26 protein-coding genes are annotated in these 26,401 nt (G+C 59.3%); 10 read left to right on the forward strand and 16 right to left on the reverse strand.

Features of this window, described 5'->3' with window-relative positions; genetic code table 11:
• Nucleotides 1–20 precede the first annotated feature (20 nt).
• Nucleotides 21–443 carry an ACT domain-containing protein gene (locus AC07V8_RS17815; RefSeq protein ID WP_494680391.1) on the reverse strand — a complete coding sequence of 141 codons (423 nt, stop codon included), beginning with the start codon at nt 441–443 and terminating at the stop codon, nt 21–23.
• A 137-nt stretch (nt 444–580) separates the two neighbouring features.
• On the opposite strand from AC07V8_RS17815, the gene AC07V8_RS17820 reads away from it, so the two are divergent.
• A complete protein-coding gene (locus tag AC07V8_RS17820; RefSeq protein ID WP_494680390.1) occupies nt 581–1,282 on the forward strand; it encodes an HAD family hydrolase in 702 nt (233 codons plus the stop codon).
• 14 nt (nt 1,283–1,296) lie between these two features.
• On the opposite strand, the gene AC07V8_RS17825 is transcribed toward AC07V8_RS17820, so the two are convergent.
• The 8 genes from AC07V8_RS17825 to AC07V8_RS17860 all read right to left on the reverse strand — a co-directional run bounded on the left by AC07V8_RS17825 (nt 1,297) and on the right by AC07V8_RS17860 (nt 7,955).
• Entirely contained in the window at nt 1,297–1,491 is a 195-nt protein-coding gene (locus tag AC07V8_RS17825; protein ID WP_494680389.1) for a hypothetical protein, read from the reverse strand.
• A gap of 58 nt (nt 1,492–1,549) precedes the next feature.
• On the reverse strand, nt 1,550–3,667 hold the full coding sequence (locus tag AC07V8_RS17830; RefSeq protein ID WP_494680388.1) for a phospholipase effector Tle1 domain-containing protein: 2,118 nt from the start codon (nt 3,665–3,667) through the stop codon (nt 1,550–1,552).
• A complete protein-coding gene (locus AC07V8_RS17835) occupies nt 3,668–4,153 on the reverse strand; it encodes a DUF3304 domain-containing protein (RefSeq protein ID WP_494680387.1) in 486 nt (161 codons plus the stop codon). It lies immediately after the preceding gene.
• Nucleotides 4,154–4,200: 47 nt separating this feature from the next.
• Nucleotides 4,201–5,217: a T6SS phospholipase effector Tle1-like catalytic domain-containing protein gene (locus tag AC07V8_RS17840; protein ID WP_494680386.1), complete on the reverse strand. Its 1,017-nt coding sequence runs from the start codon at nt 5,215–5,217 to the stop codon at nt 4,201–4,203.
• A 63-nt stretch (nt 5,218–5,280) separates the two neighbouring features.
• Nucleotides 5,281–5,922, reverse strand: a complete 642-nt coding sequence (locus AC07V8_RS17845) for a DUF3304 domain-containing protein (RefSeq protein ID WP_494721479.1) — start codon at nt 5,920–5,922, stop codon at nt 5,281–5,283.
• Nucleotides 5,923–6,555: a DUF3304 domain-containing protein gene (locus tag AC07V8_RS17850; RefSeq protein ID WP_494680384.1), complete on the reverse strand. Its 633-nt coding sequence runs from the start codon at nt 6,553–6,555 to the stop codon at nt 5,923–5,925.
• Complete coding sequence (locus tag AC07V8_RS17855; RefSeq protein ID WP_494680383.1) at nt 6,556–7,029, reverse strand: DUF3304 domain-containing protein; 474 nt, start codon at nt 7,027–7,029, stop codon at nt 6,556–6,558.
• 47 nt (nt 7,030–7,076) lie between these two features.
• Nucleotides 7,077–7,955, reverse strand: a complete 879-nt coding sequence (locus tag AC07V8_RS17860; RefSeq protein WP_494680382.1) for a DUF4123 domain-containing protein — start codon at nt 7,953–7,955, stop codon at nt 7,077–7,079.
• Between the two features lie 368 nt (nt 7,956–8,323).
• Here AC07V8_RS17860 and AC07V8_RS17865 point away from each other — a divergent pair, with 368 nt between their 5' ends.
• Both AC07V8_RS17865 and AC07V8_RS17870 read left to right on the forward strand, forming a co-directional pair.
• Nucleotides 8,324–8,953: a glutathione S-transferase family protein gene (locus AC07V8_RS17865; RefSeq protein ID WP_494680381.1), complete on the forward strand. Its 630-nt coding sequence runs from the start codon at nt 8,324–8,326 to the stop codon at nt 8,951–8,953.
• 111 nt (nt 8,954–9,064) lie between these two features.
• Nucleotides 9,065–10,435, forward strand: a complete 1,371-nt coding sequence (locus AC07V8_RS17870) for an MFS transporter (protein WP_494680433.1) — start codon at nt 9,065–9,067, stop codon at nt 10,433–10,435.
• Between the two features lie 12 nt (nt 10,436–10,447).
• Here AC07V8_RS17870 and AC07V8_RS17875 read toward each other — a convergent pair whose 3' ends face one another.
• From AC07V8_RS17875 to imuA, 3 genes are read right to left on the reverse strand one after another with little or no spacing between them, the layout of a single operon-like run.
• The gene (locus AC07V8_RS17875; protein WP_494680380.1) at nt 10,448–13,621 is read right to left on the reverse strand and encodes an error-prone DNA polymerase; all 3,174 of its coding nucleotides are present in this window, start codon (nt 13,619–13,621) and stop codon (nt 10,448–10,450) included.
• 18 nt (nt 13,622–13,639) lie between these two features.
• On the reverse strand, nt 13,640–15,130 hold the full coding sequence (locus AC07V8_RS17880; protein WP_494680379.1) for a Y-family DNA polymerase: 1,491 nt from the start codon (nt 15,128–15,130) through the stop codon (nt 13,640–13,642).
• Entirely contained in the window at nt 15,063–15,842 is a 780-nt protein-coding gene (imuA, locus tag AC07V8_RS17885) for a translesion DNA synthesis-associated protein ImuA (protein ID WP_494680378.1), read from the reverse strand. The genes AC07V8_RS17880 and imuA overlap by 68 nt, the downstream gene beginning before the upstream one ends.
• A 154-nt stretch (nt 15,843–15,996) precedes the next feature.
• Here imuA and AC07V8_RS17890 point away from each other — a divergent pair, with 154 nt between their 5' ends.
• Together AC07V8_RS17890 and AC07V8_RS17895 are read left to right on the forward strand one after the other, a co-directional pair.
• Nucleotides 15,997–16,359 (forward strand): type II toxin-antitoxin system RelE/ParE family toxin, encoded by a 363-nt coding sequence (locus AC07V8_RS17890; protein WP_494680377.1) that lies wholly within the window; start codon nt 15,997–15,999, stop codon nt 16,357–16,359.
• The gene (locus tag AC07V8_RS17895) at nt 16,356–16,697 is read left to right on the forward strand and encodes a helix-turn-helix domain-containing protein (protein ID WP_494680376.1); all 342 of its coding nucleotides are present in this window, start codon (nt 16,356–16,358) and stop codon (nt 16,695–16,697) included. Before AC07V8_RS17890 ends, AC07V8_RS17895 begins: the two co-directional genes overlap by 4 nt.
• On the opposite strand, the gene AC07V8_RS17900 is transcribed toward AC07V8_RS17895, so the two are convergent.
• The 3 genes from AC07V8_RS17900 to AC07V8_RS17910 form a co-directional block, all read right to left on the reverse strand.
• Nucleotides 16,679–17,392 carry an amino acid ABC transporter permease gene (locus AC07V8_RS17900; protein ID WP_494680432.1) on the reverse strand — a complete coding sequence of 238 codons (714 nt, stop codon included), beginning with the start codon at nt 17,390–17,392 and terminating at the stop codon, nt 16,679–16,681. The two genes, AC07V8_RS17895 and AC07V8_RS17900, sit on opposite strands and share 19 nt — an antisense overlap.
• A 2-nt stretch (nt 17,393–17,394) precedes the next feature.
• On the reverse strand, nt 17,395–18,153 hold the full coding sequence (locus AC07V8_RS17905) for an amino acid ABC transporter permease (protein ID WP_494680375.1): 759 nt from the start codon (nt 18,151–18,153) through the stop codon (nt 17,395–17,397).
• A 124-nt stretch (nt 18,154–18,277) separates the two neighbouring features.
• Complete coding sequence (locus AC07V8_RS17910) at nt 18,278–19,093, reverse strand: ABC transporter substrate-binding protein (RefSeq protein WP_494680374.1); 816 nt, start codon at nt 19,091–19,093, stop codon at nt 18,278–18,280.
• Nucleotides 19,094–19,312: 219 nt separating this feature from the next.
• Here AC07V8_RS17910 and AC07V8_RS17915 point away from each other — a divergent pair, with 219 nt between their 5' ends.
• Nucleotides 19,313–20,071, forward strand: coding sequence for an SDR family oxidoreductase (locus AC07V8_RS17915; RefSeq protein ID WP_494680373.1), 759 nt, complete (start codon nt 19,313–19,315; stop codon nt 20,069–20,071).
• Nucleotides 20,072–20,115: 44 nt separating this feature from the next.
• Here the strand turns inward: AC07V8_RS17915 and AC07V8_RS17920 are convergent, their stop codons facing one another.
• Entirely contained in the window at nt 20,116–20,685 is a 570-nt protein-coding gene (locus tag AC07V8_RS17920) for a flavin reductase family protein (protein ID WP_494680372.1), read from the reverse strand.
• A gap of 779 nt (nt 20,686–21,464) precedes the next feature.
• Between AC07V8_RS17920 and AC07V8_RS17925 the strand changes: the two genes are divergently transcribed.
• The 4 genes from AC07V8_RS17925 (at nt 21,465) to AC07V8_RS17940 (ending at nt 26,126) form a co-directional block, all read left to right on the forward strand.
• On the forward strand, nt 21,465–21,656 hold the full coding sequence (locus AC07V8_RS17925; protein ID WP_494680371.1) for a hypothetical protein: 192 nt from the start codon (nt 21,465–21,467) through the stop codon (nt 21,654–21,656).
• 9 nt (nt 21,657–21,665) lie between these two features.
• Nucleotides 21,666–21,818 (forward strand): hypothetical protein, encoded by a 153-nt coding sequence (locus tag AC07V8_RS17930; protein ID WP_494680370.1) that lies wholly within the window; start codon nt 21,666–21,668, stop codon nt 21,816–21,818.
• Between the two features lie 248 nt (nt 21,819–22,066).
• The gene (gene mgtA / locus AC07V8_RS17935) at nt 22,067–24,832 is read left to right on the forward strand and encodes a magnesium-translocating P-type ATPase (RefSeq protein ID WP_494680369.1); all 2,766 of its coding nucleotides are present in this window, start codon (nt 22,067–22,069) and stop codon (nt 24,830–24,832) included.
• Between the two features lie 106 nt (nt 24,833–24,938).
• Nucleotides 24,939–26,126 carry a porin gene (locus AC07V8_RS17940; RefSeq protein WP_494680368.1) on the forward strand — a complete coding sequence of 396 codons (1,188 nt, stop codon included), beginning with the start codon at nt 24,939–24,941 and terminating at the stop codon, nt 26,124–26,126.
• The last annotated feature ends 275 nt before the right edge of the window (nt 26,127–26,401 follow it).

The following is a 26,401-nucleotide window of genomic DNA, read 5'->3' on the forward strand; positions in this document are numbered from 1 at the left end:
CGGCTCGCTATCCGCTTGTGCTAGCCCGCGCCGCTGCTTCCATGGCGCTGCGCCAGCGCGCTCAACACTGCCAGGGCCTCGCCGACGCGCGCGGCCGGCACGAAGATGTGATCGTGAAAACAGGCGGCCAGCACATTGGCGCTGATGCCGGCCTTGGTCAGTTCTGCCGCCACCGCGGCGGTCAGTCCGACCGCCGCCAGGCTGGAATGGACGTTCAGCGTAATCATGGCGAACACTCCCTCGTAGGCCAGTCCGGCGCGGTCGGCGGCCGGCTGCGGCAGGATCAGTGTCAGGCCTTCCTTTTCCTGGAACGAGGCGAGCGGTGCCAGGTCCGCGTGCGCGCCGTAGCGGCCGTCGGCAATGCAGCAGAAGACGAACAAGCCGTCGCCGGCGAGCGGGCTCATGGAGCCGAGCAGGGTGTCGAGATCGGTGATGGCGCTCATGGTCGGAGATGGCTGGTTGGCGAGCCGCTATCATACCTGACAGGTGGGCGGGCGAAGTCATCGTCCTGTCATACGACTGCTATATGTTGACGTCAAGAACGGCCTTGAAGGCCCTGGTTCTCCCTGACGGATAGACAATGTACAAAAACAACAAGCGATTAATCATTCTCGATGCAGACGGCACCACTATCGACGCTTACAGCGCCATCGACAAGACCTTTTCCCGCCACGGCATGGAGATCGGCGATGAAGAAAGATTCCAGAAGCGGCGCCGCCTGTTCAAATACCTGGGCGGCTTGAAAGAATTTCCGGCCAATCTGAAAAAGCAGATCGGCAAGCAGAACCGCAAGCAGCTGATCGCTACCCTGACCGAGGTCTACCGGGAAGAAGCCCGGCTCTATCCCGGCATCGCCGAACTGGTGCAAAGCCTGGTCGCCGCGCCCGACATCGCGGTCGGCCTGGTGACGCGCAACATGACCAACGACCCGGAGCATACGCTGCGGCTGCTGTTCCGGCGCCACGATATCGATATCGACAGTTTCGATTTTTTCGCCCACGTGCCGCTGCACCTGGAAAAGATGCAGGAATTCCGTTCGATCCGGGAACGCATGGACATCAACCCGGCGCGCGGCTACATCTGCGGCGACGAACACAAGGATTACCTGGCGGCGATCGGCTCCGGCATGCACCCTTTCATGGTGTCCTACGGTTTTGAGAGCCACAAGCGCCTGATCAAGAAATTCAGCGTGCCGGAAGAGATCATTTCCCGTTCGCCGGACGAATTTTGCGGGCGGGTGCGGCATGCGCTGGGCCTGGACATGTCCATCGTCCTTGTCTAATAGATTTTCCTTGATTATTTGGACGAAATAGCCACCGCTGGCGGGGCTGTGATTTTGCCGATGGCAACGATGGTGTCAACCACCTGATGCTGCATTCCCGCCAACTGGTATTTGCAATAGCCCCATGTCGCCGCCACCACCAGCGCCATCACGGTGGCCGAGACCCACACCGGCAGGCTGCGCAACGCCTGGAAGCGATCAGGAGGCACGTCCTGTAAATGCGGCGATAACGCCAGCGGCACGGGTGCACGGCCCTCGGTAATGAGCCTATCGAGGTGGCTGTATATTGTCGCTTGGTGGCGTTGACTCCGGGCGCATTCCCGCATCTTTCGACAGAAACACGACCCGCTGTCGCAAATAGCCGCTGCCCTCGCGTCGCTTGTTGGTTTGCGGGGAGATGGCCTTGCTGCGCAAATCCGCGACATTCGTATCGGTTTGCAGCGGGAAAAGCGCTGCCAATTTCTCCTGTTGCGCCGGATCGAACGGGGTCAAGCGGTCGGCTTCTTCCATGGCATTTATTTTTTCAAGGCGATAGCCAGGCGTATTTTCAGCAGCTGTATAGATAGCGAGTTTTTCCTGCATCATGGCGGCCAGGTCTGGATCCGTGTCGCGCACGGCCTGGTAGTTCTTCCACACCTGCTGGTCGTAGGGTGAAACCGGGGCCCCGTTGTCGCCGTATTTGCGCGCCATTTCCAGCACTTTGTCGGCTTTTTCTTCATTGCCGCCATACCCCACCATGGAAAATCCCGCCAGCGAATCATGCACCTGGTCGCGCAATAACAGCATATAGGGTTCGTCAAACGACACCGGCGGATGCGTAAACGGCGCCAAAGCCCGTAGCTCTTCGGCTGTCGGCTTGACATTGCGAAGGTAGAGATCTGCCTGCCATTTATTGGACTGGGCAATCTCGTCCGCAGTGAGATGATTCATGCGATTGAGCGGACCGTCAAACGAATGCATGCCCTGGCCGGCATTGGCCACCCGCTTGCGCAGTATCGCCACATCGCCCTTGAGCAAGTTGTTGTAGCTGCGCAGATCCTCTTCTTCTTGCGCACCCGCGACGCGGGTATACGGGGGGATGCTATCGAAATCATGGAGCCATCTGGCGCGGAACAGATACAGCAGGCGCATATGTTCACGCACGAGGTTGTCGTAGTCATTGCTCTTGAATTCTCTTTCGCCATAGACCATGTAGCTGTTCCAGGCACGGCTCAGGGATGGATCAATGTCGTAGTCCTTTTTCAAACGATCGTCCATCACACAATATGCTGCCAGCGGCACGCCTGCAACGGTAGCCGCCAGGTGCATATGCAGCAAGGGGATCTGCGACAGCATCGTTCCCATGGTCATGCCGCGCCCTTGATCAGCAGGGGCGTAACCGCCGCCGACATCGCTATGCACACCGGGATACAGGTATTCGGAGACATCGGGGCCGGTTACACGCGTGATCGGGAAGTTGCGGCGCTGTTCGTGGGCGGCAATGTAATGCACGGTTTGTTTGACACAGTCTGGCAAGGGGCTAAGCACTTCCTTGGCCCAGGAAAAATGGCCGTCGGCAAAGAACAGCGGCGTGCTTTCCGCGGCGGAATTTGCCAGCCCGATCGAGGCCACGCTGTCGAACAAGCCCAAAAACCGGATCTCGGCCGGCATGCCGGCAAGCTTGCCGTTTTTGAGCACGTCGTCAAACCAGTAGCAGAAAGCCCGTGCCTCCACCGCGCCGCGGGAAAAGCCGAACACGTTCAGGGTGATGCGGGGGATATCCGGCCGCTGCCTGCGTGCGCGCGCTGCCTCCAGCCTGTCATTGAGTTCCTTGCTGAGATCGCCAAACCAGGTGCGCCGGTCGGGACGTGGTGCGTTGGCATCGCGCAGCGGGTCGTTGGTTTCTACGTCTTTGGCGTATTGCTGGATTTTGGAAGCGAGTTCTTCTTTATTAAACATCGGAGCACCGTCACTAAACGCCCGGTGCACCGCGTTATACACGTGGAGTAAACCGAACAAAATACGTGCTTGGCCGCCTCTGCCGAACGCCTTGCCATCTGCAGTTTCACGCCATTCGCGGTTTTCGGGGAAACGTGTGCCCAAGCCCGGAACGTAAATTCGGTAATGCCCCGGCTCCTTGAGTGAACCTTTTTCATCGACATCTTTATGGGCTTTGTATAATTTGACGACATTGGTATGGGATTGCGACGGCTCATCCCGTTCCCTGTTGTTGTTGGTGCCGTCGAAGAACAAACCAATGTGGACAAATTTCTGGCAGGGCGGTGCATTTTTTGCTGGCTGGCCGTCCATGCCTTGCACGGCACGGCATTCGGCGGCAGTCATCAGCATTTCATTTTCGGCGTTATCGGAAATGTGCAGCGGTGCCGATTGGATAGATGCACTCATTTATTCTTCCTCCGGCGGGGCGATAGTGACGTTTTTAAGAATTGGATGGTTTGGGCTCTCTGGGTAAAAAAATGAGGAAACGACACGAACCTCATCATGTGCAAAAAAATGGACAAAAAGAGTTTCAGCCGTTTCATACCGCCTGATCGTGGTGGTTTTTTCTATCCAATTGTCTTCTCCCTTGATCGGCCGATTCCAGCGCACCTTGACTTTCATCCCCGGCACCCACTGCTTGGGGAGCATGTAACCGGCTGCGACTGTGCCGCCACAACTAAGTCCACCAGCCATGCGCGAGCTAAAAGGCTCTTTCACGTAAAAATCGTGGATGTAATCTGTTCCAGGGTGATATGCACATGCTATCGGCACCGGCACCAACTTAAGATTGAACAGCTTTGTTATTTTTTCCGATGGGACGTATGGCGGTGTTGTTGCGCAGGCGGTAAGTGCCAGCGTTGCGGTAAATAACAGCAGGTGTTTGAGGCGCATAGATTTCCTTTGATTGAAGTTGGATGGCGTAGTCTGTCGTCAATTGATTAATGCAATAAGGGAATCTGCGACAGCATCGTTCCCATGGTCATGCCGCGCCCTTGATCGGCAGGGGCGTAACCGCCGCTGACATCGCTATGCACGCCGGGATACAGGTATTCGGAGACATCGCGGCCAGTCACACGCGTGATCAGGAAGTTGCGGCGCTGCTCGTGGGCGGCGATGTAATGCACGGCTTTTTTGACACAGCCCGGCAAGGGGTTAAGCACCTCCTTGGCCCAGGAAAAATGGCCGTCGGCAAAGAACAGCGGCGTGCTTTCCGCGGCGGAATTTGCCAGCCCGATCGAGGCCACGCTATCGAACAAGCCCAAAAACCGGATCTCGGCCGGCATGCCGGCAAGCTTGCCGTTTTTGAGCACGTCGTCAAACCAGTAGCAGAAAGCCCGTGCCTCCACCGCGCCGCGGGAAAAGCCGAACACGTTCAAGGTGATGCTGGGGATATCTGGCCGCTGCCTGCGTGCGCGCGCTGCCTCCAGCCTGTCATTGAGTTCCTTGCTGAGATCGCCAAACCAGGTGCGGCGGTCGGGACGCGGCGCGTTGGCATCGCGCAGCGGGTCGTTGGTTTCTACGTCTTTGGCGTATTGCTGGATTTTGGTGGTGATAGCGTCGTCTTCAAACATAACCCTGCCGTCGCTAAATGCGTGATGAACAGCGTTATACACTTGGAGCAAGCCAAACAAAATACGTGCTTGGCCTCCTTTGCCGAACGCCTTGCCCTCTGCTGTTTCACGCCATTCGCGGTTTTCTGGGAAGCGTGTTCCCAAGCCTGGAACGTAAATCCGATAGTGTCCCGGCTCTTGCAGAGCACCATCGCGATCAAAAGCTTTATGGGCTTTGTACAATTTGACGACATTCGTATGGGATTGCAACGGCTCATCCCGAATCATGTTGTTGTTGGTGCCGTCGAAGAACAAACCAATGTGGACAAATTTCTGGCAGGGCGGTGCATTTTTTGCCGGCTGCCCGTCCATGTCTTGCACGGCACGGCATTCGGCGGCAGTCATCAGCATTTCGTTTTCGGCGTTATCGGAAATGTACAGCGGTGCCGATTGGATAGATGCACTCATTTATTCTTCCTCCGGCGGGGCAATCACGACATCTTTAAGAATGGGATGGAGGGGACTGCTTGATGAGTAAAGAGGAGAAGAAACGACGCGTACTTCGTCATTTTTAAAGAAGTGAACGGTAAGCGTTCCTGCTCGTTCATACCGCCTGATCGTGGTGGTTTTTTCTATCCAATTGTCTTCTCTCTTGATTGGCCGATTCCAGCGCACCTTGACTTTCATTCCCGGCTCCCACTGTTTGGGGAGCATGTAACCGGCTGCGACAATGCCGCCACAATCCAGCCCACTTGCCATGCGGGAGCTAAACGGTTCCTGAACATAAAACGCATAAATGTAACCCACTCCAGGATGGGAAAAACACGATAGCGACACTGGCATCAATTTAAGATTGAGCAGCTTTGTTATCTTTTCCGACGGGACGTACGGCGGTGTTGTTGCGCAGGCGGTAAGCGCCAGCGTTGCGGTAAATAACAGTACATGTTTGAGGCGCATAGATTTCCTTTGGTTGAAGTTGGATGGCGGCGCATTTTTTGCCGGCTGCCCATCCATGCCTTGCACAGCGCGGCATTCGGCGGCAGTCATCAGCATTTCATTTTCGGCGCTATCGGAAATGCGCAGCGGTGCTGATTGGATAGGAGCATTCATTTATTCTTCCTCCGGCGGAGCGACGGCGATGTTTTTAAGAATTGGATGGTTTGGGCTTTCTGAACCATAACGAGCAGATGAGACTATTCGTACCTCATCGTTTACAAAAAAATGAACAACAATATCCCCCGCCTCGTCATAACGCCTGATCGTGGTGGATTTTTCTATCCAGTCGCGTCCATTGGGTTTCCAGCGCACCTTGACTTTCATCCCCGGCTCCCACTGTTTGGGAAGCATGTAACCGGCTGCGACCGTGCCACCACAACTGAGTCCGCCTGCCATGCGCGAGCTAAAAGGCTCTTTTACGTAAAAATCGTGGATGTAGCCCACGCCAGAATGGGTTGCACAAGCTATCGACACCGGCACCAACTTAAGATTGAGCAGCTTTGTTATCTTTTCCGACGGGACATACGGCGGTGTTGTTGCGCAGGCGGTAAGCGCCAACGTTGCGGTAAATAACAGTACCTGTTTGAGGCGCATAGATTTCCTTTGGTTGAAGTTGGATGGCGGCGCATTTTTTGCCGGCTGCCCATCCATGCCTTGCACAGCGCGGCATTCGGCGGCAGTCATCAGCATTTTATTTTCGGCGCTATCGGAAATGTGCAGCGGTGCTGATTGGATAGGAGTGCTCATTTATTCTTCCTCCGGTGGAGCAACGGTAAGATCCATTGGAATTGGATGATGTGGACCGGGATAAGCAAAAGCCGACAATACACGTACTTCATCGTTCGCAAAGAAATGGACAAACAGCGTGCCGACTCTTTCATAACGCCTGATCGTGGTGGTCTTTTCTATCCAGTCGCGCCCATTGGGTTTCCAGCGCACCTTGACTTTCATCCCCGGCTCCCACTGTTTGGGAAGCATGTAACCGGCTGCGACCGTGCCACCACAACTGAGTCCGCCTGCCATGCGCGAGCTAAAAGGCTCTTTTACGTAAAAATCGTGGATGTAACCCACGCCTGGATGGGCTGCACAAGATATATCAACCGGCACCAACTTAAGATTGAGCAGCTTTGTTATCTTTTCTGACGGGACGTATGGCGGTGTTGTTGCGCACGCGGTAAGTGCCAGCGTTACGGTAAATAACAGTACATGTTTGAGGCGCATAGGTTTCCTTTGATTGAAGTTGGATGGCATGGCCAGTCTTCAATTGATTAGGTGGCACGTTGCAGTGCAGCCTCGACGCCGTGTTCTTGCGCTGTATCCAACAAGGACAGGGCTTGCTGTCGATCCGGCATCAATAATGCCTCTACCATTAAATTGCGCCGGTCGGCATCGTTCTTGATGCGGCGTTGATCCATCTCGACCAGCAACCCGGCAATCATCGTGTACAGTACGGATGCTTTACGACCCGTAGTGATTTGCGGTACTTTTTCAGCAAAATTGCACAGGATGTAATCCGCCTCGCCGCCGTCGATCAGCGCAACGTATTGCCGGTCGGTGATATCGATGGCATTGCCTTCGCCGACGGCGGGTTGCGTATAGGCTGTCGCATCCAGGCAAGTGCCGTCGACGGTGCTGAGCGTGCCTTGGCGGTTGATCAGATGCCAGGCGATGAAGCCGGCACAGAACGCGCTGCGCTGCGCGTCATTGAACATGTTCAGGGCATTCTGGCTGCACATGGCATCGGCAAACCGCAGTGGCATGCGCAAGCCGTCGGACGTGGTGCGGATCTGAAGAAATGCCGCAAAATGCTGTTGCAGGGCGCCGATGGAGAGCGGACTTTGCAGGATGCTCAGCATCGGTTTGTCTTCAGCGAATGTGAGCAGAGTCGGCAGATTCTCCGGCGACAGCGCCACCAGAAACGGCGCGCATTCTTCGTATCCGCTTAACACGGTGTTGTCATACAGCGAGACGACGCCGCTGTCGCGTTGTTGGCTGTACTCCCAAAGCTGGCGGCCTAGGTTGTCGTCGAAGACGCCATCGACCAGCGCATAAACATGCAATTTGCCGTGCTTCTCGATCGTCGCGCTGATGGTGGTTTGGATCAGGCTGTTTAACTCGGGATGGTGTGGATCGACGCCGAAATACATGTTGTGTTCCTTCAATCAAGTCGTCAAAGAGTGGGAGAACCAGCGGCAGTGCGTGCAGCCAATGTTTGTTAATAATACGTCAACATACCTTGTCGATTCTATTGTTATTATGGAACTTAGTTAAATTTTTGATATTTTCCAAAATGCTGAAAAATAAGCGTCGGGATAGAGGATCGCAAAACGCCCCGTGGGATAAATACCGTGGCATGCAGGTTTGGCCGCATCCTGGATATGCTGGCGATGATGGCCGTCTGTGGATAAAGAAGAAGCCTCCCGGACTCCTGTTCTATCTCGAAGTGGCTCCGACGATCTGACGGCTTCACTCCCTGTTAGAATTTATCTTCCAAAAGATAGAACGGCGGGGTCGCATGTACACACTCTATGGCTTCAAGGGCTGCGGCTCTGCCGTGGTGGAAATCGCGCTGGAGCTGGCCGGGCAGGGCTGCCGGCTGGTTGATGCGGCCTCCTGGGAGCCGGGTTCGGCAGTCGACGAGCTGCAGCAATGCAACCCTCTCAGGCAAATCCCCACTTTGCAGCTGCCGGATGGCAGCGTGCTCACCGAAAGCGCCGCGATCCTGCTGCATCTCGGATTGACCTATCCCTCCGCCCGTTTGTTGCCTGACAACGCAATGCAGCGCGCCCAGGCCATTCGCGGCCTGGTGTTCATCGCGGCTAACTGCTATGCGGCCATCGGCGTGATCGATTATCCGGAGCGCTGGTGTCTCAACGCCGACGAGGCGATCAAGGAGCGGATCCGGCAAGGGGCGCGCGAGCGCCTGTACCGCTATTGGGAAATCTTTGCCGATACATATGCCGCAAGCCCATTCCTGAACGGCGCCGAGCCCGGCGCGCTCGACCTGCTGGCGGCTGTGGTGAGCAAATGGTCGGGCGCACGGGGACACCTGGGAAAAGCCCGGCCGGATTTCCTGGCGCTGCTCGACAATATAGAAACCCATCCCAAGGTGGCGCCCATATGGCAGCGTCACTGGCCTGGCTGATTTCGCAGCAGATGTTTGCAGTACTTCATCCGTCGCCGCAGACGACGGACTCACACAAGAAAACGGAGACCCATCGTGCAGTCAAATACCGCGCTGTCTGAAGACCAGTTGATGAAGAAAGTAGCGTGGCGCCTGATGCCATTGCTGATCGTGATGTTCCTGGTGTCCTTCATCGACCGCCAGAACGTCGGCTTCGCCAAGCTGGACATGGTGCATGCCTTGCACATGAGCGAGGCGGCCTACGGCCTTGGCGCTTCCCTGTTTTTCATCGGCTACCTGCTGTTTGAAATCCCCAGCACGCTGGCTCTGCACAAATACGGCGCCCGGGTCTGGCTGGCGCGCATCATGTTCACCTGGGGCGCGGTGACGATCCTGCTGGGCTTCACCACTTCGCTGCCGATGTTCTACGTGCTGCGCTTCATGCTGGGCGTGGCCGAAGCCGGCTTCTATCCTGGCGTGATCTATTACCTCACGCTCTGGTTTCCGCAGGCATACCGGACCCGGGTGCTGGGCGTGTTTACGCTCGGCAGCGCGCTGGCCAACATGCTGGGGGCGCTGGTCGGCGGCTTGCTGCTGAACCTGAACGGCACGCTGGGGCTGGCGGGCTGGCAATGGGTGTTCATCGCCACCGGCGCGCCGGCGGTGCTGCTGACGCTGGTGGTGATGGGATACCTGCCGGGTTCCATCGATGAAGCCAGGTTCCTGTCGGCGGCGCAGAAGATCAAGCTGAACGACATGATGCGGCGCGACACGCCGGCCAACGTCACCCGCGGCAATCCGCTGGCGGCCTTGTGGGACCTGCGCGTACTGATGTTTGCTGCCACCTACATGCTGATGTCGACTTCGCTGTACGGCGTCACCTACTGGCTGCCGACGCTGGTCAAGGGCTTCGGCGTCAGTTCCACCATCAATGGCTTGCTCAACATGATGCCGTGGGGCCTGGCGGTCTTGCTGCTGCTGTGGCTGCCGGGGAAATTGCGGCATGACCGCGTGGTGTACAAGGCGATCGCCGTGATCGGCCTGCTGGGGCTGGTGTGCTTCGCCTCCAGCGCGCTGCTGGATTCCAATGTGCTGCGCTTCGGCGCGCTGGTGGTCGGCGGCGCCTGCATCACCTTGCTGTATCCCTGTTTCTGGTCCTTGCCGCCGAAGTTCTTCCAGGGCGCGCGCGCGGCGGCCAGCATCGCCGCCATCAATTCGATCGGCAACCTGGGCGGCTTCTTCGGCCAGAACCTGATGCCCTATGTCGGCAAGCTGACCAACAGCAATGTGACGCCGATGCTGGTGCCGGCGGCCTGCCTGGCGGTGCTGGGCGTGGGCGGGCTGGCGGCGGTCAACTGGCAGCGCAAGCGCGACCTGGCGCATGAGGAGGGTTTGCAGCGCGCGGTGGCGGTGCAGGAAGACGGCAGCGAAGATCCCGGCGCCGGCATCGACCTGATGCTCGATGCGCATCCCGACCACATGCACATGCCGCAGCAAAAATAGGGTGCTTTCGCTTCAATGAAAGTCGCGGCTGCTGGTGTTCAGCCTGCCCAGCAGCGGCGACAGATCGACCAGCCGTTTGGCCACCAGATGGCTGACGCCTTCGTGGGTTTGCCAGACCCCATATACGCCCATCAAGGCTGCTCCCCGCAATTCCTTGCGCTGGCGGTCCACCAGGTCGGGCCAGACGATCACGTTGACGGTACCGGTTTCATCTTCCAGGGTGACGAACACCACGCCCTTGGCCGTGCCGGGGCGCTGGCGCACCGTGACGATGCCGCAGGCGCGCGCCAGCTGGCCGTCGGCAAAGGTGTTCAGCACATCGGCCGGCAGAAAGCGCCTGGCGTTCAGGGTTGTCCGCAGCAGCGCCAGCGGATGGCGGCCCAGGGTCAGGCCCAGCGCGTGGTAATCGTGCAGGATGTTCTCCGCTTCTCCCGGCGGCGCCAGCAACAGTTCTTCCTCGTTGACCTGGGCGGGCCTGAGCAAGCCTTTTTCGGGTGCGCTGACCAAGGCCTGCCACAAGGCCTGGCGGCGGTTGCCGGAGATCGGCGCGAGCGAGCCGGCGGCGGCCAGCGCCTGCAGCTGGTCGCGCCTGAGGCCGGTACGCAAAGCCATGTCCTTGAGGTCGCTGAAGGGGCGCACCGCGCGCGCGGCTTCGATTTCTTCGGCATTGTCGAAACTCAAGCCGCGCACCAGGCTGAGTCCCAGCCTGACCGCCGGCCGCGCCGATGCGGTGGGCTCCAGTGCGGCTTCCCAGTTGCTGCGGTTGATATCCACCGGCAGCACGTCGACGCCATGCCGGCGCGCATCCTGCACCAGCTGCGAAGGCGAATAAAATCCCATCGGCTGGCTGTTCAGCAGCGCCGCCAGGAAAGCTTCCGGTTCGTGGCATTTGAGCCAGGAGCTGGCGTAAGCCAGCAGGGCGAAACTGGCGGCGTGGCTTTCCGGGAAACCGTATTCGCCGAAGCCCTGGATCTGCTTGAAGATGGCTTCGGCGAAATCTTTTTTATAATCTTTTGCGACCATGCCGTCGATCAGCTTGCGCTCGAATTTTTCCAGGCCGCCTTTGCGCTTCCAGGCCGCCATCGAACGGCGCAGCTCGTCCGCTTCGCCCTGGGTGAAGCCGGCGGCGATGACGGCGATCTGCATCACTTGTTCCTGAAATATCGGGATTCCCAGGGTGCGTTCCAATGCCTTTTTTAATTCCTTGCTCGGATAAACGATCTGCTCCGGATCTTTCTTCCTGTTTTGCAGGTAGGGATGCACCATGCCGCCCTGGATCGGCCCGGGCCGGACGATGGCGACCTGGATCACCAGATCGTAGAATTCCTTGGGCTTGAGGCGCGGCAGCATGCTCATCTGGGCTCGGCTTTCGATCTGGAACACGCCTATCGTGTCGGCCTTGCGAATCATCTCGTAGGTGGCCGGATCTTCGCGCGGGATGTCCTGCATTTCAAAGGAAGCGCCGCGCTGCTGGGAAACCATCGCCAGCGCCCGCTGCAGCATCGACAGCATGCCTAGCGCCAGCACGTCGACCTTGAGGATGCGCAGCGCATCGAGGTCGTCCTTGTCCCATTGCACCACGCTGCGGTTCGGCATCGCCGCGTTCTCGATAGGCACCAGCCGCGACAGCTTGCCGCGCGAGATGACGAAGCCGCCCGGGTGCTGCGACAGGTGGCGCGGAAAACCCATCAGCGTATGCGACAGCCCGGCCCAGTGCTCGGCAATCGGGGTATCGGGGGCGATGCCCAGTTCGCGGAAGTTCTGCTGCAATTGCTGCTTGTCGTCCCACCAGCGCTGCGATTTGGCGACCTGGTCGACCAGGCTGGGATCGACCCCGAGCGCCTTCCCGACATCGCGCAATACGCTGCGCGGCCGGTAGCTGATCACCACGGCGGTCAGAGCAGCGCGGCGGCGGCCGTATTTTTCATAGATGTACTGGATCACTTCTTCGCGCCGCTGATGCTCGAAATCGACATCGATGTCAGGCGGCTCGTCGCGCTCCTTGCTGATGAAACGGCCGAACAGCAAGGTACTGCGCGAGGGATCGACCTCGGTGATGCCGAGGCAGTAGCACACTGCCGAATTGGCGGCCGAGCCGCGGCCCTGGCACAGGATCTCCTTGCTGCGGGCGAACTGGACGATGTCGTACACCGTCAGGAAATAGGATTCGTACTTCAGCGCATGGATGATCTCCAGTTCGTCCTCCAGCTGGTTCTGCACCGCTGCCGGAATGGCATCGGCGTAGCGCCGCCGCGCGCCGAGATAGGTTTGCTGGCGCAGGTAGCTGGCGGCTGTATGGCCGGCCGGCACCACTTCATCCGGATATTCATAGCGCAGTTCATCCAGCGAGAAACTGCATTGTTCGGCAATCTTCACTGTGGCCGCCAGCGCCGCCGCCGGATACAGGTTGGCCAGCCGCAGCCGGGCGCGCAGGTGCTGCTCGGCGTTGGGCGCCAGCGCATAGCCGCAGGCGGCGACCGGTTTGCCGATGCGGATCGCCGTCATCGTATCCTGCAGCGGCTTGCGCGAGCGCCGGTGCATGCAGACATCGCCGGTGGCCACTATCGGCAAGCCTTGCGCCTGCGCCACTTGCTCGACGACGGCGCGTTGCCGTTCGTCGCCGGCCTGGTGCAGCAAGGTCAGGCCGAGCCAGCAGCGCTGCGGGAAATTGGCGCGCAGCCATGCTGCTTGCTGCATCAGCGTGGCGCTGGCTATGCCATGCGCGGGCAGCAGGATCAGCAGGCAGTCGGGCAGCTGGCGCAGATGGGCGTGGTCGGCCTCGGGGTTGTCCAGGTCTTGCGGCGTCAGCAGGTAATGGCCTTTGCCGGCGCGGCTGCGCGCCAGCGTGATCAGTTCCGACAGGTTGCCGTAGCCTTCGCGGTTCTGCGCCAGTGCAATCAATGAAAAGGCCGGGCTGCCGTCGGCTTCATGCAGCTGAAACTGACTGCCGATCAGCAGTTGCAAATGATGTGCCTTGGCTGCCACATGAGCGCGCACGACGCCGGCCAGCGAGCATTCATCGGTCAGCGCCAGCGCCCGGTAATCGAGCTGGGCTGCGCGTTCCACCAGTTCCTCGGGATGCGAGGCGCCGCGCAGGAAACTGAAATTGGAAACGCATTGCAGCTCGGCGTATTCCGGTAGCGAGCCTGGCAGAATGGGGGTTGGCGAGGCGCTGATTTCATCCATGGCTCTGCATCCCCGTCATCAGGCGAACAAGCCATGCAGGAACCAGTGGATTTCATCGCCGCTGCGTTGCCGGTAGATCCAGTAGCAGGCGGCGTCTTCGCCTTCCGCGATGAAATAATCGCGCACCGCCGCCGCGCCGTCCCACCAGCTGCATTCGATGCGTTCAGGGCCGGCCAGCAGCCGCAAAGGAGAGTTGTAGAAGGGACGATGATTGCGCACTGCCAGGGCCAGCGGCGCCTGCAGCAGCCAGAACGGGCGCGCAGGCGGGAGTGCGCGTCTGTTCTCGTCCGGCGTCCGGCGGCCTTGGGCGGTAGCGGGTTGCCAGGCATTCGCCACTTCCGGGCGGTGATCGGCCTGGGCTGCAGGCTGCAGCACATTTTCGCTGCCCAGCCGCGCGCTTAACAGTTCCAGCAAGCGGGCGTAGGCGCCCGGCGTGCCGCCCGGTTCGGGAAACAGCGAGGCGGTCGGCGGCAGCATGGGAGCTACCTGCGTGGCTTGCAGGCGCAAGGCGATCACCGGCGCTTCCAGCTGCAATCGGCCCAGCCGTTCTTTCAGCAAACGCAGCAGATGTTCATCATGCCAAGCGGCTTCGGCCAGCGAAATTTCCAGCGGCGTCGGCGCAATCGCCTGGCGGCCGCGTTCATGTTCCAGCGACAGCCGGAAGCAGGAAACCGCCAGCTGCTGCGCCACCAGCCAGCCTGTCATCTGCAGCACCAGGCGGCGCGCGGCAAACAGCACCGCCTCGGCATGCTCGATGCGGTCAGGCAGTTCCAGCCAGGCGGAAAAAGTCGGCGGCGGCTGCACCCAGGCGAAAATTTCCGGCGCCGTGCCGTAGGCGCGGTCCATGCTGGCCAGCAGCTGCTGGTCGCTGCGCCGCTGCAGGCCGGCGCGCGGCAGCTTGCGCAGATCGGCCAAGGTCTGGCAGCCGATGCCGGCCAGCCATTCCTGATAAGGGCGGGCCGCCGGCAGGATCACGAACGGCAGTGCATCCAGCCGGCGCTGCATGCTGGCCATGCCCAGGCTGCGCCGTTGCCGTGGCAAGGGAGGGTTGCGATGGCGTCGTCGAAAGCGAGCCAGCAGCCATGCACCTTGGGCGGTCGGCGCCATGCTGAGCTGAAGGCTGAAGCCAAGCGCCTGGATACTGTCGCGGATGCGGCGGCACAACGCCAAGCGGCCGCCGAAAGCGCTCAGGCTGGCGCTGACGTCGAGCAGCAGCGAGTCTTCTTCGGCATGCGCGACTTCCGGCGTGTACTGCAGCAGCGTCAGCGCGATATCGTCGCGCGCGCCTTGCTCACGCGTTGTTTCGCGTTCGCACAGCAAGGCTTCCGGCGCCAGCGCCAGCACGCCGCCGCGGCGCATGCCCGGACGCACGCCGGCGGCCGCTGCGCTGGCGCTCATGGCCAGCACCTGTTCATGTTCCAGCACCGCGAACATGCAGGGCTTAGACCAGCGCGGGCGCAAGGTTTCCAGTGCCAACAGCGGAAGGTGTATGCCTATCCAGAGAGCCATGATGGGGTGTTGCCGAAGGGGTTAACAAAGTGGGCGTAGCCGCGGCGATTTCGGGGACGATGGGCGGCAGCGGCAGGTAGAAAGCGTATTCATGCTGAGGTCCTTTGCGCTTGAGCAGCTGGATCTCGACGCCATTGCGGGCCGGCTGCAAGGACAGACGCAAGGGCGAGGGCGACGATTCGTGGGCGGCGCTGAGCGGGCGGATCATCCACAGCATGGTGTCGCTGGCCTGCGCGGCCAGATGCAGGCGGCGCAAGGCTTCGCCACGGACATGCATCTGCCACATCAGCAGCGCGCCGCAACTGCCGTTGCGCAAGACCTGTTCAGCCGACCATAGCGCATCGACGCTGCGAGAGGTCTTAATCCACAGCAATTTCTCGCTCGCCAGTCCGGCATCCTCCCAGGCGGCCAGCTGCGGCAAATGCGGCGGCTGCAGCAGCACGATCCGCCGCTGTTGCGCAATCTGCAGCAAAGCCGGCTGCAGCAGCCGCATCTCGCCGCAGCCGCTCTGGTGCAGCAGCAGTTCAATCAACGCCGAATGCGGCCAGCCGCCATTCGGCAACTCCCGATCCAGCGCCGCATACCCGGAAGCCGTGACCGCCCCCTGGTAAGACCCCATCTGATCCGCCCGCCACAAGGCATGCGGCAAAGTCGAAACAACCGACTGAACCGCAGCGGCGAGGCTGGATGAGGCGTTGGCAGAGAGAGGCATGACGAAATGGAATTAGGCCCAAGTATATGAGAGCAGATATTATACTGTATGTATGTACAGTATAAATTCAATCTGCTGTTAGTCAATCCAGGTTGATCTGCACATTGATTACTGAACGGTGGGGTCGTATTTTATCTACATTTGGGTATAATCCATGATATCTTCTTTTTTACGGCCTTTGCGCTGGGTCGGATCAGCGAAAAAAGATTTGGGTGAGATGCCGGTAGAAGTTCAGGCTGCTTTTGGTTATGCGCTGCATTTGGCCCAAATCGGTAGTAAGCACGATCAGGCCAAGCCGTTGAAAGGCTTTGGCGGCGCAGGTGTCCTGGAAATAGTAGAAGACTGCCAGGGGAATACATATCGCGCCATATACACAGTACGCTATATCGAGAAGCTTTACGTACTGCATTGTTTTCAGAAAAAGTCCGTTAGCGGTAGCGCCACACCCAAGCCGGATATGGATTTGATTCGAACGCGATTGAAAGCTGTAATCGCAATGCAAAGGAGCAGAGAGTGAATCAGAAAGTTACTTTTAATGGCATCGATATTGAAATCGGCAGCGACAATCCCTATGCCGACCTGGGTTTCCCTGATGCTGATGAGATGCTCGTCAAGGCCAAGCTGGCTCATGAAATCGCACAAATCATCAAGGGCCGGCACTTGACTCAGCAGAGAGCCGCCGAACTGTTGGGAATGCCCCAACCCAAGCTCTCGGAAATGCTGCGAGGAAAATTCAGAGGCATCAGCCAGGCCAAGATGGTGGAGTGTCTGAACCGTCTGGGGCGCGACGTCGACATCGTGGTGAAGAAAGCCGGCCGGAATGCAACCGGCCACACTCAGGTAGTGGTGGCCTGAAGCAAGCGCTTATCCTGGGTCGGGCGGAAATAGTCCGCCACCCAATGCGCAAACCACCCCAGCCCCGAACACAGCACAAAATAAATGAAGCCGATAAACATGAAAATCTCCGCCGGATAAATCATCACCCGGCTATTGACCTGCGCCGCCACGAACGACAACTCGCCCACGCCGACGATATACGCCAGCGAACTGTCCTTGATCAAGGTCACCCACTGATTCACGAAAGACGGCAGCATCATCTGCAAAGCCTGCGGCAGCACGATATGCCGCAATACAGCCACCTGCGTCATCCCCAGCGACAACCCCGCATCCCACTGACCGCCGCCGATGCCGCTGATCCCCGCATGCACCGAATGCGCCAGATAAGCGCCGCCAATCAGCGCCAAGGCGCACATCACCGACAACACCCCCGGCATGTCCACATGGAACACGACCGGCAACAGGAAATAAGTCCAGAAAATCAACATCAGCACTGGAATCGCCCGGAAGAAGCCGATTACCGCAGTCAGCAGAAAATGAAGAAAGCCGCGCGACATCGACAAGGCTATCCCCAGCAGCAACCCCAGCACTGCCGACGCCAGCGCCGAGCCCAGGCTCAGCAACACCGTCAAGGCAGCGCCGCCCAGCGGCCCGTCGGGATAAGCGCCCCACAGCAGATAAGGCAGGTTGTCCGTCAATACGCTGAATTGCATGCTCATCGCCGCGTGTTCCCAGTCATGGCCAGGCGCCGGCGCCGCTGCAGCAATTGCCCGGCCGCTTCCAGCGCGGCGATCACAAGGATGTAAAACAAGGTCGCCACGCCGAAAGCCTGGAAAGTCTTGAAGGTTTGCGCCTCCACCTGGCGCGAGGTATAGGACAGCTCGGCCAGGCCGATCGCCATGGTCAGCGAGGTGTTCTTGACGATATTCATGTACTGGCCCAGCAGCGGCGGCAAGGCAATCCGCAGCGCCTGCGGCAGGATCACGTGGCGCAGCACCTGCCAGCGCGTCAGGCCGAGCGCGGCGCCCGCCAGGTGTTGGGCGGCAGCGACGCCACGCATGCCGGCGCGGATTTCTTCGCTGACATAGGCGGCGGAATACAGGCTCAGGCCAATCACGGCGCAGAGCAGCTCGAAGGATGGCCAGCGCAGCGTCAGGTAGCTGCCGAGCGCCAGGCTATGCACCGTATTGAGCCACTCTACCGAACCCTCCGGCAGCAGGCTGGAGACGCCGAAGTACCAGAAAAACAATTGCACCAGCAGCGGCGTATTGCGGAATGCCGCTAGAAATGCAGCAGCCGGCAGCGCCAGCCAGCGGCGTTCGCTGGAGCGTGCTGCGGCGATCGCGATGCCCAGCAAGGTGGAAAGCAGGACGACCGCGGCGGAAACGTGCAGCGTCATCCACAAGCCGTCCACCAGCCAGCCCAGGTATTTGGGGGCCAGCGCCTGCCCCAGCAGCGATTGAAACTCAGTCATGTTTACTTTACAGCCAGGCACCGGCCCTTAACGGCCAGGAACAAAAAAACACTGGCGATCGGCAAAGACCGCCAGCGCAAGACAGAGAGCAAGAGAAAATCGTAAAAAAATCGCAGCAGAAAGATCAGTTCTGGCTCAGCCTGGTGTCGCCGATCTTGAACAGGCGCGGCAGCGGCGATTTGCTATCAGGGCCGAACCACTTGTCGTAGATCTTGAGGGCGGTGCCATCCTTTTCAAATTCACGCAGGGTGTCGTTGAGCGTATTCACCAGCCGGGTTTCGCCCTTGGGCACGCCGACGCCTTCGTATTCTTCGGAAATGGCGAAAGCCGGAATTTCATATTTTTCCTTGTCCGGAATATTGGCCAGCAGCGCAATCAGCTTGGAGCCGTCCTGGGTGATCGCCTGCACGTTGCCATTGCGCAGGGCGGCCAGGGCGAACGGGGTATCGTCGTACAGCACGACCTTGGCGGCTGGATATTTCTCGCGCAAGGTGGTTTCCATGGTGGTGCCCTTGTCTGTGCCTATGCGCAGATCAGGAATCTGGGAAGCCGTTTTCAGCACGCCTTTCCTGGTCAGGAACTGCTGGCCGGAAGCGAAGTAGGGGATGCTGAAATCGATCACCTGGGCGCGCTCGGGATTGATGGTGAAATTGGCGAACACCAGGTCGACTTTGCCCGATGTCAGCAAGGGAATCCGGTTGGCTGGATTGGTCGGCACCAGTTCGACCTTGACGCCGAGTTTCCTGGCGACGGCATTGGCGTAATCGACATCCAGGCCGATGATTTTATTGGTCTTCTGGTCGACAAAGCCGAACGGCGGATTGCCGTCGAAGGTAGCCACGCGCAGCACGCCGGCTTTCTTGATATCGTCCAGCTTGTCGGCATGGGCCAGGCCTGACAGCAGCGTCAGGCCTGCGAATAAGATGGCAGTTGATTTCATATTGTTGTGGTCCCTGGTTGATGTTCCCGTTTGTTTCCGTCGTTCAGGCCGCCCGAAAAATCGCGCGCCATGCAGGGCAGATTAACAAAACAAAATCACCGCGTGAACGATCAAAGTCGCATTTGATTATTACAAGTTTGGAAGCCATCTCCAGGAGAACGAGGAGCCGAAACCGAAACATCGTTAGAATAAGGAAATAACTAGTCAGGAGCGTGGAAAATGGCAGTCAGCAAGAAAGTCGCATTAGTCACCGGCGCCGGTTCCGGCATCGGCAAGCACATCGCCCTGGCGCTGCTGCGCAACGATTACAGTGTAGTGCTGGCCGGGCGGCGCATTGCAGCGCTGGAGGAGACGATGGCGGCAGCCGGCGCGCTGGCGGCGCATGCCTTGCCGGTATCGGCGGATGTCAGCGATCCGGTATCGGTCAAGGCGCTGTTTGCCAAGGTCAGCGAACAGTTCGGCCGCCTGGATCTGCTGTTCAACAATGCCGGCATTTTCACCAAATCGGCGTCGTTGGAGGAGGTTGATTTCGCCCAGTGGAAGGCATCGGTCGACGTCAACCTGACCGGCGCCTTCCTGTGCACGCAGGAAGCGTTCAAGATCATGAAGGCGCAAACGCCGGGCGGCGGCCGCATCATCAACAACGGCTCGATCGCCGCGCATGTGCCGCGGCCGAATTCGGTGGCCTATACCGCCACCAAGCACGCGATTACGGGCCTGACCAAGTCGACTTCGCTGGATGGCCGCAAATACAATATCGCCTGCGGCCAGATCGACATCGGCAATGCCGCCACCGACATGACGGAGCGCATGGAGCAGGGCATTCTGCAAGCCAATGGCCAGGTGGCGGTAGAGCCGACCATGTCGGTGGAGAATGTCGCCAATGCGGTGCTCTACATGGCGAGCTTGCCGCTGGATGCGAACGTTCAGTTCATGACGGTGATGGCGACCAATATGCCATTTATCGGCCGCGGCTAAGCTCGGTACACGCAGATGCAGGCTTGCCGTGAATTGAATCCTCGCTACGGCTTCAGCTGCACGTTGAACGCTTCGCCGGTGGCGAAGAAGGCGCCGCCGGACAGGTAGTGCACGGAATGCCGGTCTTCGCTGGGGAAGTGCCAGCGGCCTTCCGAGAACGCCGCGGCATCGGCCCAGGCGGCCACCACCTCGGCGATGAACAGGTCGTAGCGCTGCTGATTATGCGGCTCCGGAATGATCTTGCATTCCAGCCACGCCAGGCAGCCGGACATCAGCGGCGCGCCGATTTTCTGCGATGGAAAAGTCGCAATATCCAGCGCCGCGAACTTGTCGCCGTCGCGCCCTGAGCTGGAGCCTACCGCCAATGTCTGTTCGGCCTGCGCGCGGGTAGGAATGTTCAGCGCAAACTCGCCCGAGGCTTCCACCAGTTCACGCGTGAGCGTACTTTTGTCGATCACCACCAGCACTTTGGGCGGATCGAAATCCAGCGCCATGGCCCACGCCGCCGCCATCACATTGCTGGCGCCTGCATGGGCGCTGGTGACGATGGTGGTAGGGCCGTGGTTCAGCAGGCGATAGGCTTTGGCCAGTTCTACAGCTTGGATGTTTTGCATGATGGTTTCGAAAGTGGAGTACAGCCGCACAGTTTATCCGACTGTCGGATTTTTAGTGCCATGGGCTGGATTGCCACAGCCGGAGCCATGTTTCAGGCAGCGGGCGATTTTGGAAATAGCTGGATTTGTGCTTGACATGGCTATTCTTTCATCGATAAACTTCGGGCATTGCATTATATGGAGGTCCTCTGTGGACTCTGGTTCTAATAGTAGAAGTGGATGGGCGATCAGCCCGGCACAGCACGCATAGCAGTAGCAGACCTCCCTCCGCTACGACTCTGCGCACGCCGAGTTGTAGATGCGATCAGCAAGACCGCACTTTACATCCCCATCCAGTCATTTAATCCGTTTGTTCCGGCTATTCCGTCGTTTCTGCCGTGCAGCGACGAGATTCTTCGCGCCCCGCGTTTGCGGCTGTGTTCGCGCTGACTGATCGCGTCCTTGCGTTACCGGATCTCGGTTCGAGGAGATTGGCATGGTCGATTTTTCCTGGCACGCCGTTGCCGCCCCACGCTGCATGAGCGCCATCGCTCGTCCAGTCCGCCCACCAGCTGCCGGCTGCTTTTGCTGCCGCTCCAGCGCGTTTATAAAGGAATGTTGACATGGACTGTCCCCCCAGTTGCCGCTTACGTAAAACATCTTTAATACGCAAGCAGGGCGCACAGCGTTTCCAATTTCAGCCTGTTGCATAGTCAACGGCTCTAGTCCGCCGCCCCTGCCTTCGATCACGGTTCTTCCTCCGGAGAGCCGCTATGCAAACACGTCTATCGAGGCCAATCATGACTATCAAATCATTCATCAACGCTCAGCAACAGCGCATCGCAGGAACGCCGTCCAAGGGCTGGACTTTCGGCTGGACTTCTTCCCAGGCCGCCAGCCATGCACGCCATTCCGGTGACGTGGGCTCGCGGCAACAGCGCCAGCCAGCCCAGAGCTATGGCATGTACGGCACGCTGATAAGCGGCCGCTAAGGAATCGGCATGCATCATCAATTTTTGAGCGCAAGAAGCGCCGTACTGCTGGCGCTGATGGCAGCGCTGGCCTGGCTGTTCATTCTGCTGAACCTGTTGTGGCCGCAGGCGGCGCACAGCCGGCCGCATGCGCACGTGGCGCCCCTCTTCATGCCGCAGTAAAAATCCGCTCCCGTTTTTACGGGGGCATCCACTCAACTACTTTTCAATGCAAGGAAGCATATGGAAGACGACAGCGAAGGTGGCGATAGGCCGCCCGCTTGGATAGTCAGCGCGATAACCACAGCGGGCGACCTTCGTCCCAAATTTTTGACCAACCGAACACGCTTAGCCGTGGCGCGGCAGGGGATCGTATTGTCTGAATAAAGACAGGATTTTCCCGTGCCGTCCATGCGGCACAGGAAAATCACATGCACCAGACACCCAAGACCAAAGCGGGCAAGCCCAAGCAGAAGCAGAAAGGGTTCATTTCCGGATCCTCTGCGCCGGAACAGAAAATCTCGATGCGCGTCGTCGAAGAGTCCGGCAAGCCGATTCAATCGACCTTCAACCGCACCAAAACCTCGCCTTTCGGCTTGTTCAACGATGACGCCGCCGAACGCCTGCAGCGCTCCGGACCCAATGAAGTAGCGCACGACAAGGCGCCGCACGCCCTGCTGCAGTTGGCCCTGTCTTTCAAGAATCCCTTCGTGATCGTGCTGCTGATATTGGCTACCATCAGCTATATCCTCGATGTCCACCTGGCCGAGCCGGACGAGCGCAGCTGGAAGGGCGTGATCATCCTGGTGACGATGGTGACCATCAGCAGCCTGCTGCGCTTCTTCCAGGAATACCGTTCGAACAAGGCTGCCGAACGGCTGAAATCGATGGTGCGCACCACCGCCACCGTGCTGCGCCGGACCAATGACGCCGCCAATCCCCAGCGCCAGGAAATTCCGATGCGCGAACTGGTGGTGGGCGATATCGTCAGCCTGCAGGCCGGCGATATGATCCCGGCCGATATCCGCCTGTTCACCTCGCGCGACTTGTTCATCAGCCAGGCTGTGCTGACCGGGGAAGCGCTGCCGGTGGAAAAATACGACACGCTGGGTGCGGTGGCGCAGAAATCCGCCGACGCCAATCTTGCGGCAGACAGCCAGGCCGACCTGCTCGATCTGTCCGATATCTGCTTCATGGGGACCAATGTCGTCAGCGGCACCGCCACTGCGGTGGTGGTGGCCACCGGCGCCAATACCTATTTCGGTTCGCTGGCCAAGAATGTGGTTAGCCACAAGCGTATCGAAACCAGTTTCGACCGCGGCGTCAGCAGTGTTTCCTGGCTGCTGATCCGCTTCATGCTGGTGATGGTTCCCATCGTCTTCATGATCAACGGCGTCACCAAGGGCGACTGGATGTCGGCCCTGACCTTCGCGCTGGCGGTGGCGGTCGGGCTGACGCCGGAAATGCTGCCGATGATCGTCTCGGCCAACCTGGCCAAAGGAGCGATGGCGATGGCGCGCCGCAAGGTGGTGGTGAAGCGCCTCAACTCGGTGCAGAACTTCGGCGCCATGGATGTGCTGTGCACCGACAAGACCGGCACCCTGACGCAGGACAAGATCATCCTGGAACGCCATCTCGACATCAGCGGCAACAAGGATGAAAGCATCCTGCAGCTGGCGTGGCTGAACAGTTTTCACCAGAGCGGGCAAAAGAACCTGATGGATATCGCCATCGTCAGCCATGCCGACGAGCGCGGTCCGGCCGCCAAGCTGCTGCAATACAGCAAGATCGATGAAATGCCCTTCGACTTCGTGCGCCGCCGTTTGTCGGTGATCGTCGAGGACCAGGGCGGTGCGCAGCTGATGGTGTCGAAAGGCGCCGTCGAAGAAATGCTGGCGGTATGCAGCCATACGCAACAGGGCAATGCGATAGGCGTGCTGGATGCCAAAGCCCGTACCGCGCTGCTGGAACAGGCGCGCGAATACAATGAGGAGGGCTATCGCGTATTGATCGTCGCCACGCGCCAGATCGACCCCGCCCACGCCAAGGCGCAGTACAAGACCGAAGACGAAGCGCAACTGGTGGTGCGCGGCTTCCTCACTTTCTTCGATCCCCCCAAGGATTCAGCGGCGCCGGCCATCCGCGCCCTGCAGGAATACGGTGTAGCCGTCAAGGTGCTGACCGGCGATAACGCCATCGTCACGCTCAAGGTCTGCCGCGACGTCGGCCTCGATCCCGGCACGCCGCTGGCCGGCCAGGAAATCGAGGCCATGTCCGAGCAGCAGCTGAACGAGGCGGTCAAGTACACCACTGTGTTCGCCAAACTGACGCCGCTGCAGAAATCGCGCGTGGTCAAGGCGCTGCAGGCCAATGGCCACACCGTCGGCTTCCTGGGCGACGGCATCAACGACGCGCCGGCGCTGCGCGACGCCGACGTCGGCATTTCGGTCGATACCGGCGCCGATATCGCCAAGGAAACCGCCGACATCATCTTGCTGGAAAAGAGCCTGATGGTGCTGGAAGAAGGCGTGGTCAAAGGCCGCGAGACCTTCGGCAATATCCTCAAGTACCTGAACATGACGGCCAGCTCCAATTTCGGCAATGTGTTTTCGGTGCTGGTGGCTTCCGCCTGGCTGCCTTGGGAGCCGATGCTGGCGGTGCATCTGCTGATTCAGAACCTGATCTATGACATCTCGCAGATGATGCTGCCCTGGGACAAGATGGATGAAGACTTCCTCAAGAAGCCGCGCAAATGGGATGCCGGCAATATCCGGCGCTTCATGATCTGGATCGGCCCGACTTCGTCGGTGTTCGATATCACCACTTATATCCTGATGTGGACCGTGTTCGGCGCCGGCGCGATGTATGCGGCGGATGGCGGCAGCGCCGGTCAGAGCATCATGAATTCAGGCTGGTTCATCGAAGGCCTGGTGTCGCAGACGCTGGTGGTGCACATGCTGCGCACCCGCAAGGTACCGTTCTTCCAAAGCACGGCGGCGCTGCCGGTGCTGCTGTCGACCGGCATCGCGATTGCGATCGGCTGCTACCTGCCGTTCTCGCCGCTGGCGCAATCGATCGGCTTCGTCGCGCTGGATACATCGTACTTCTACTGGCTGGTCGCCACCATGGTCGGCTACATGATCCTGGCGCAAACCGTGAAGACCATCTACATCCGCCGTTACGGGCAGTGGTTCTGAACCTGCATTGATACCTGTTTGAACAGCAAGCCGCCGCCGGACGCAGTACCTCCGGCAGCAGGTTTGCGGCATCTGAAAACTGTGGAACACATTATCGGAATACATTATGAAAATTTTATTGAGCATCATCGGCGGCAGCTGCGCATTGGCATTTTCTCCCGTCGCCCAGGCGCAAACCGAGATCCCGGTCAGCGAAAAGAAAGCCGCCGCACCAAGCTCCGTCGTGTTTTATGGCGTGCTGGATGCCGGCGTCACCTTCGTCAATAATGACAACGGGCATCGCAACGCCAAGCTGGATACCGGCGTGATGGAACCGAACCGCTGGGGCGTGAAGGGAGTGGAAGACCTGGGGGGCGGGCTGAATGCCGTGTTCCAATTGGAAAGCAGCTTCAATCTGGACGACGGTTCCTTGTCTTCGCCGGGTACGATGTTCGACCGGGTGGCCATGGTCGGCTTTGCCAACCGCTACGGGCAAATGACCTTCGGCACCCAGTACGATCTGATCAACGACTATGTCACGCCCTTCAACATCAGCGCCGGCGCCAGCGGCTACGCTGCGCACCAGGGGAATTTCGACCGCATTGCCGGCAACGCCATCCAGCGTTCGGTCAAGCTCGCCAGCGCCGATTTCAACGGGCTGACCTTCGGCGCGCTGTATTCATTTGCCGACAAGAGCCTGCATCCGGACGAAAATGACAGCGAAGGCGCCGGCAGCGGCACGGCCTGGAATATCGGCGCCCATTATGCCCGCGGGCCGTTTGCCGCCGGCGTTGCCTACATGCGTCTGAACACGCCGCGCGGCACCCAGGCGATCGGACCTTATCCAAGCCTGGGCCTGACCCATTTCCTCGGCCAGCCGACCTTCGTCATCGATGCCGAAAGCGGCGAGCGCGTTCCGTTCAAGAACATGGCGATCGACAGCCAGAAGATCTTCGCCATCGGCGCCGCCTATGACATCGGGAACCTGACCGCCATGGCGAATTTTGCGGATATCGCGTTCCGCGGCTATGGCCAGGCATCGGATCTGCGCCTGATCGAGGTCGGCGGCCGCTACCATCTCAGCGCGGCGCTGGACGGCACGCTGGGCTACCAGCGCATGCATTTCGAAGGGACCAAGGCGAATCAGCTGTCGCTGGGGCTGGATTACCATCTATCCAAGCGCAGCGATCTGTATGTATCTGCCGATTACCGACGGACGTCGCGCGGCGTGAATGGCGTCATCGGAAATTCGTTCGCGCCGTCGAGTAATAGCGCGCAGGGCTTGCTGCGCATGGGGATGCGGCACGTGTTTTAAGGCGCGGAGTCATCTGGGGTCGGAGTGAAGTTTCTGCAAAAAGCGCGCAGAAAGTTCACTCCGACCCCAGTTAGCTGCATGCATCAGGCGCGACGAAAACCAGGTCATGGTTTTGTCAAGGCGCGAGCCCGGGAGGAGTCATCTGGGGTCAGAGTCGACTTTCGCGGCGCTTTATCGCGAAACTCGACTCTGACCCCACATGACGGATTCGGAGAGAGATGGAGCGTGTTGACCGGATTTTTTCTGACACCGCGGCACGCACTCCGTAGCCCGCT

It is taken from the genome of Collimonas sp. GW821-FHT02H07, from assembly GCF_059421505.1.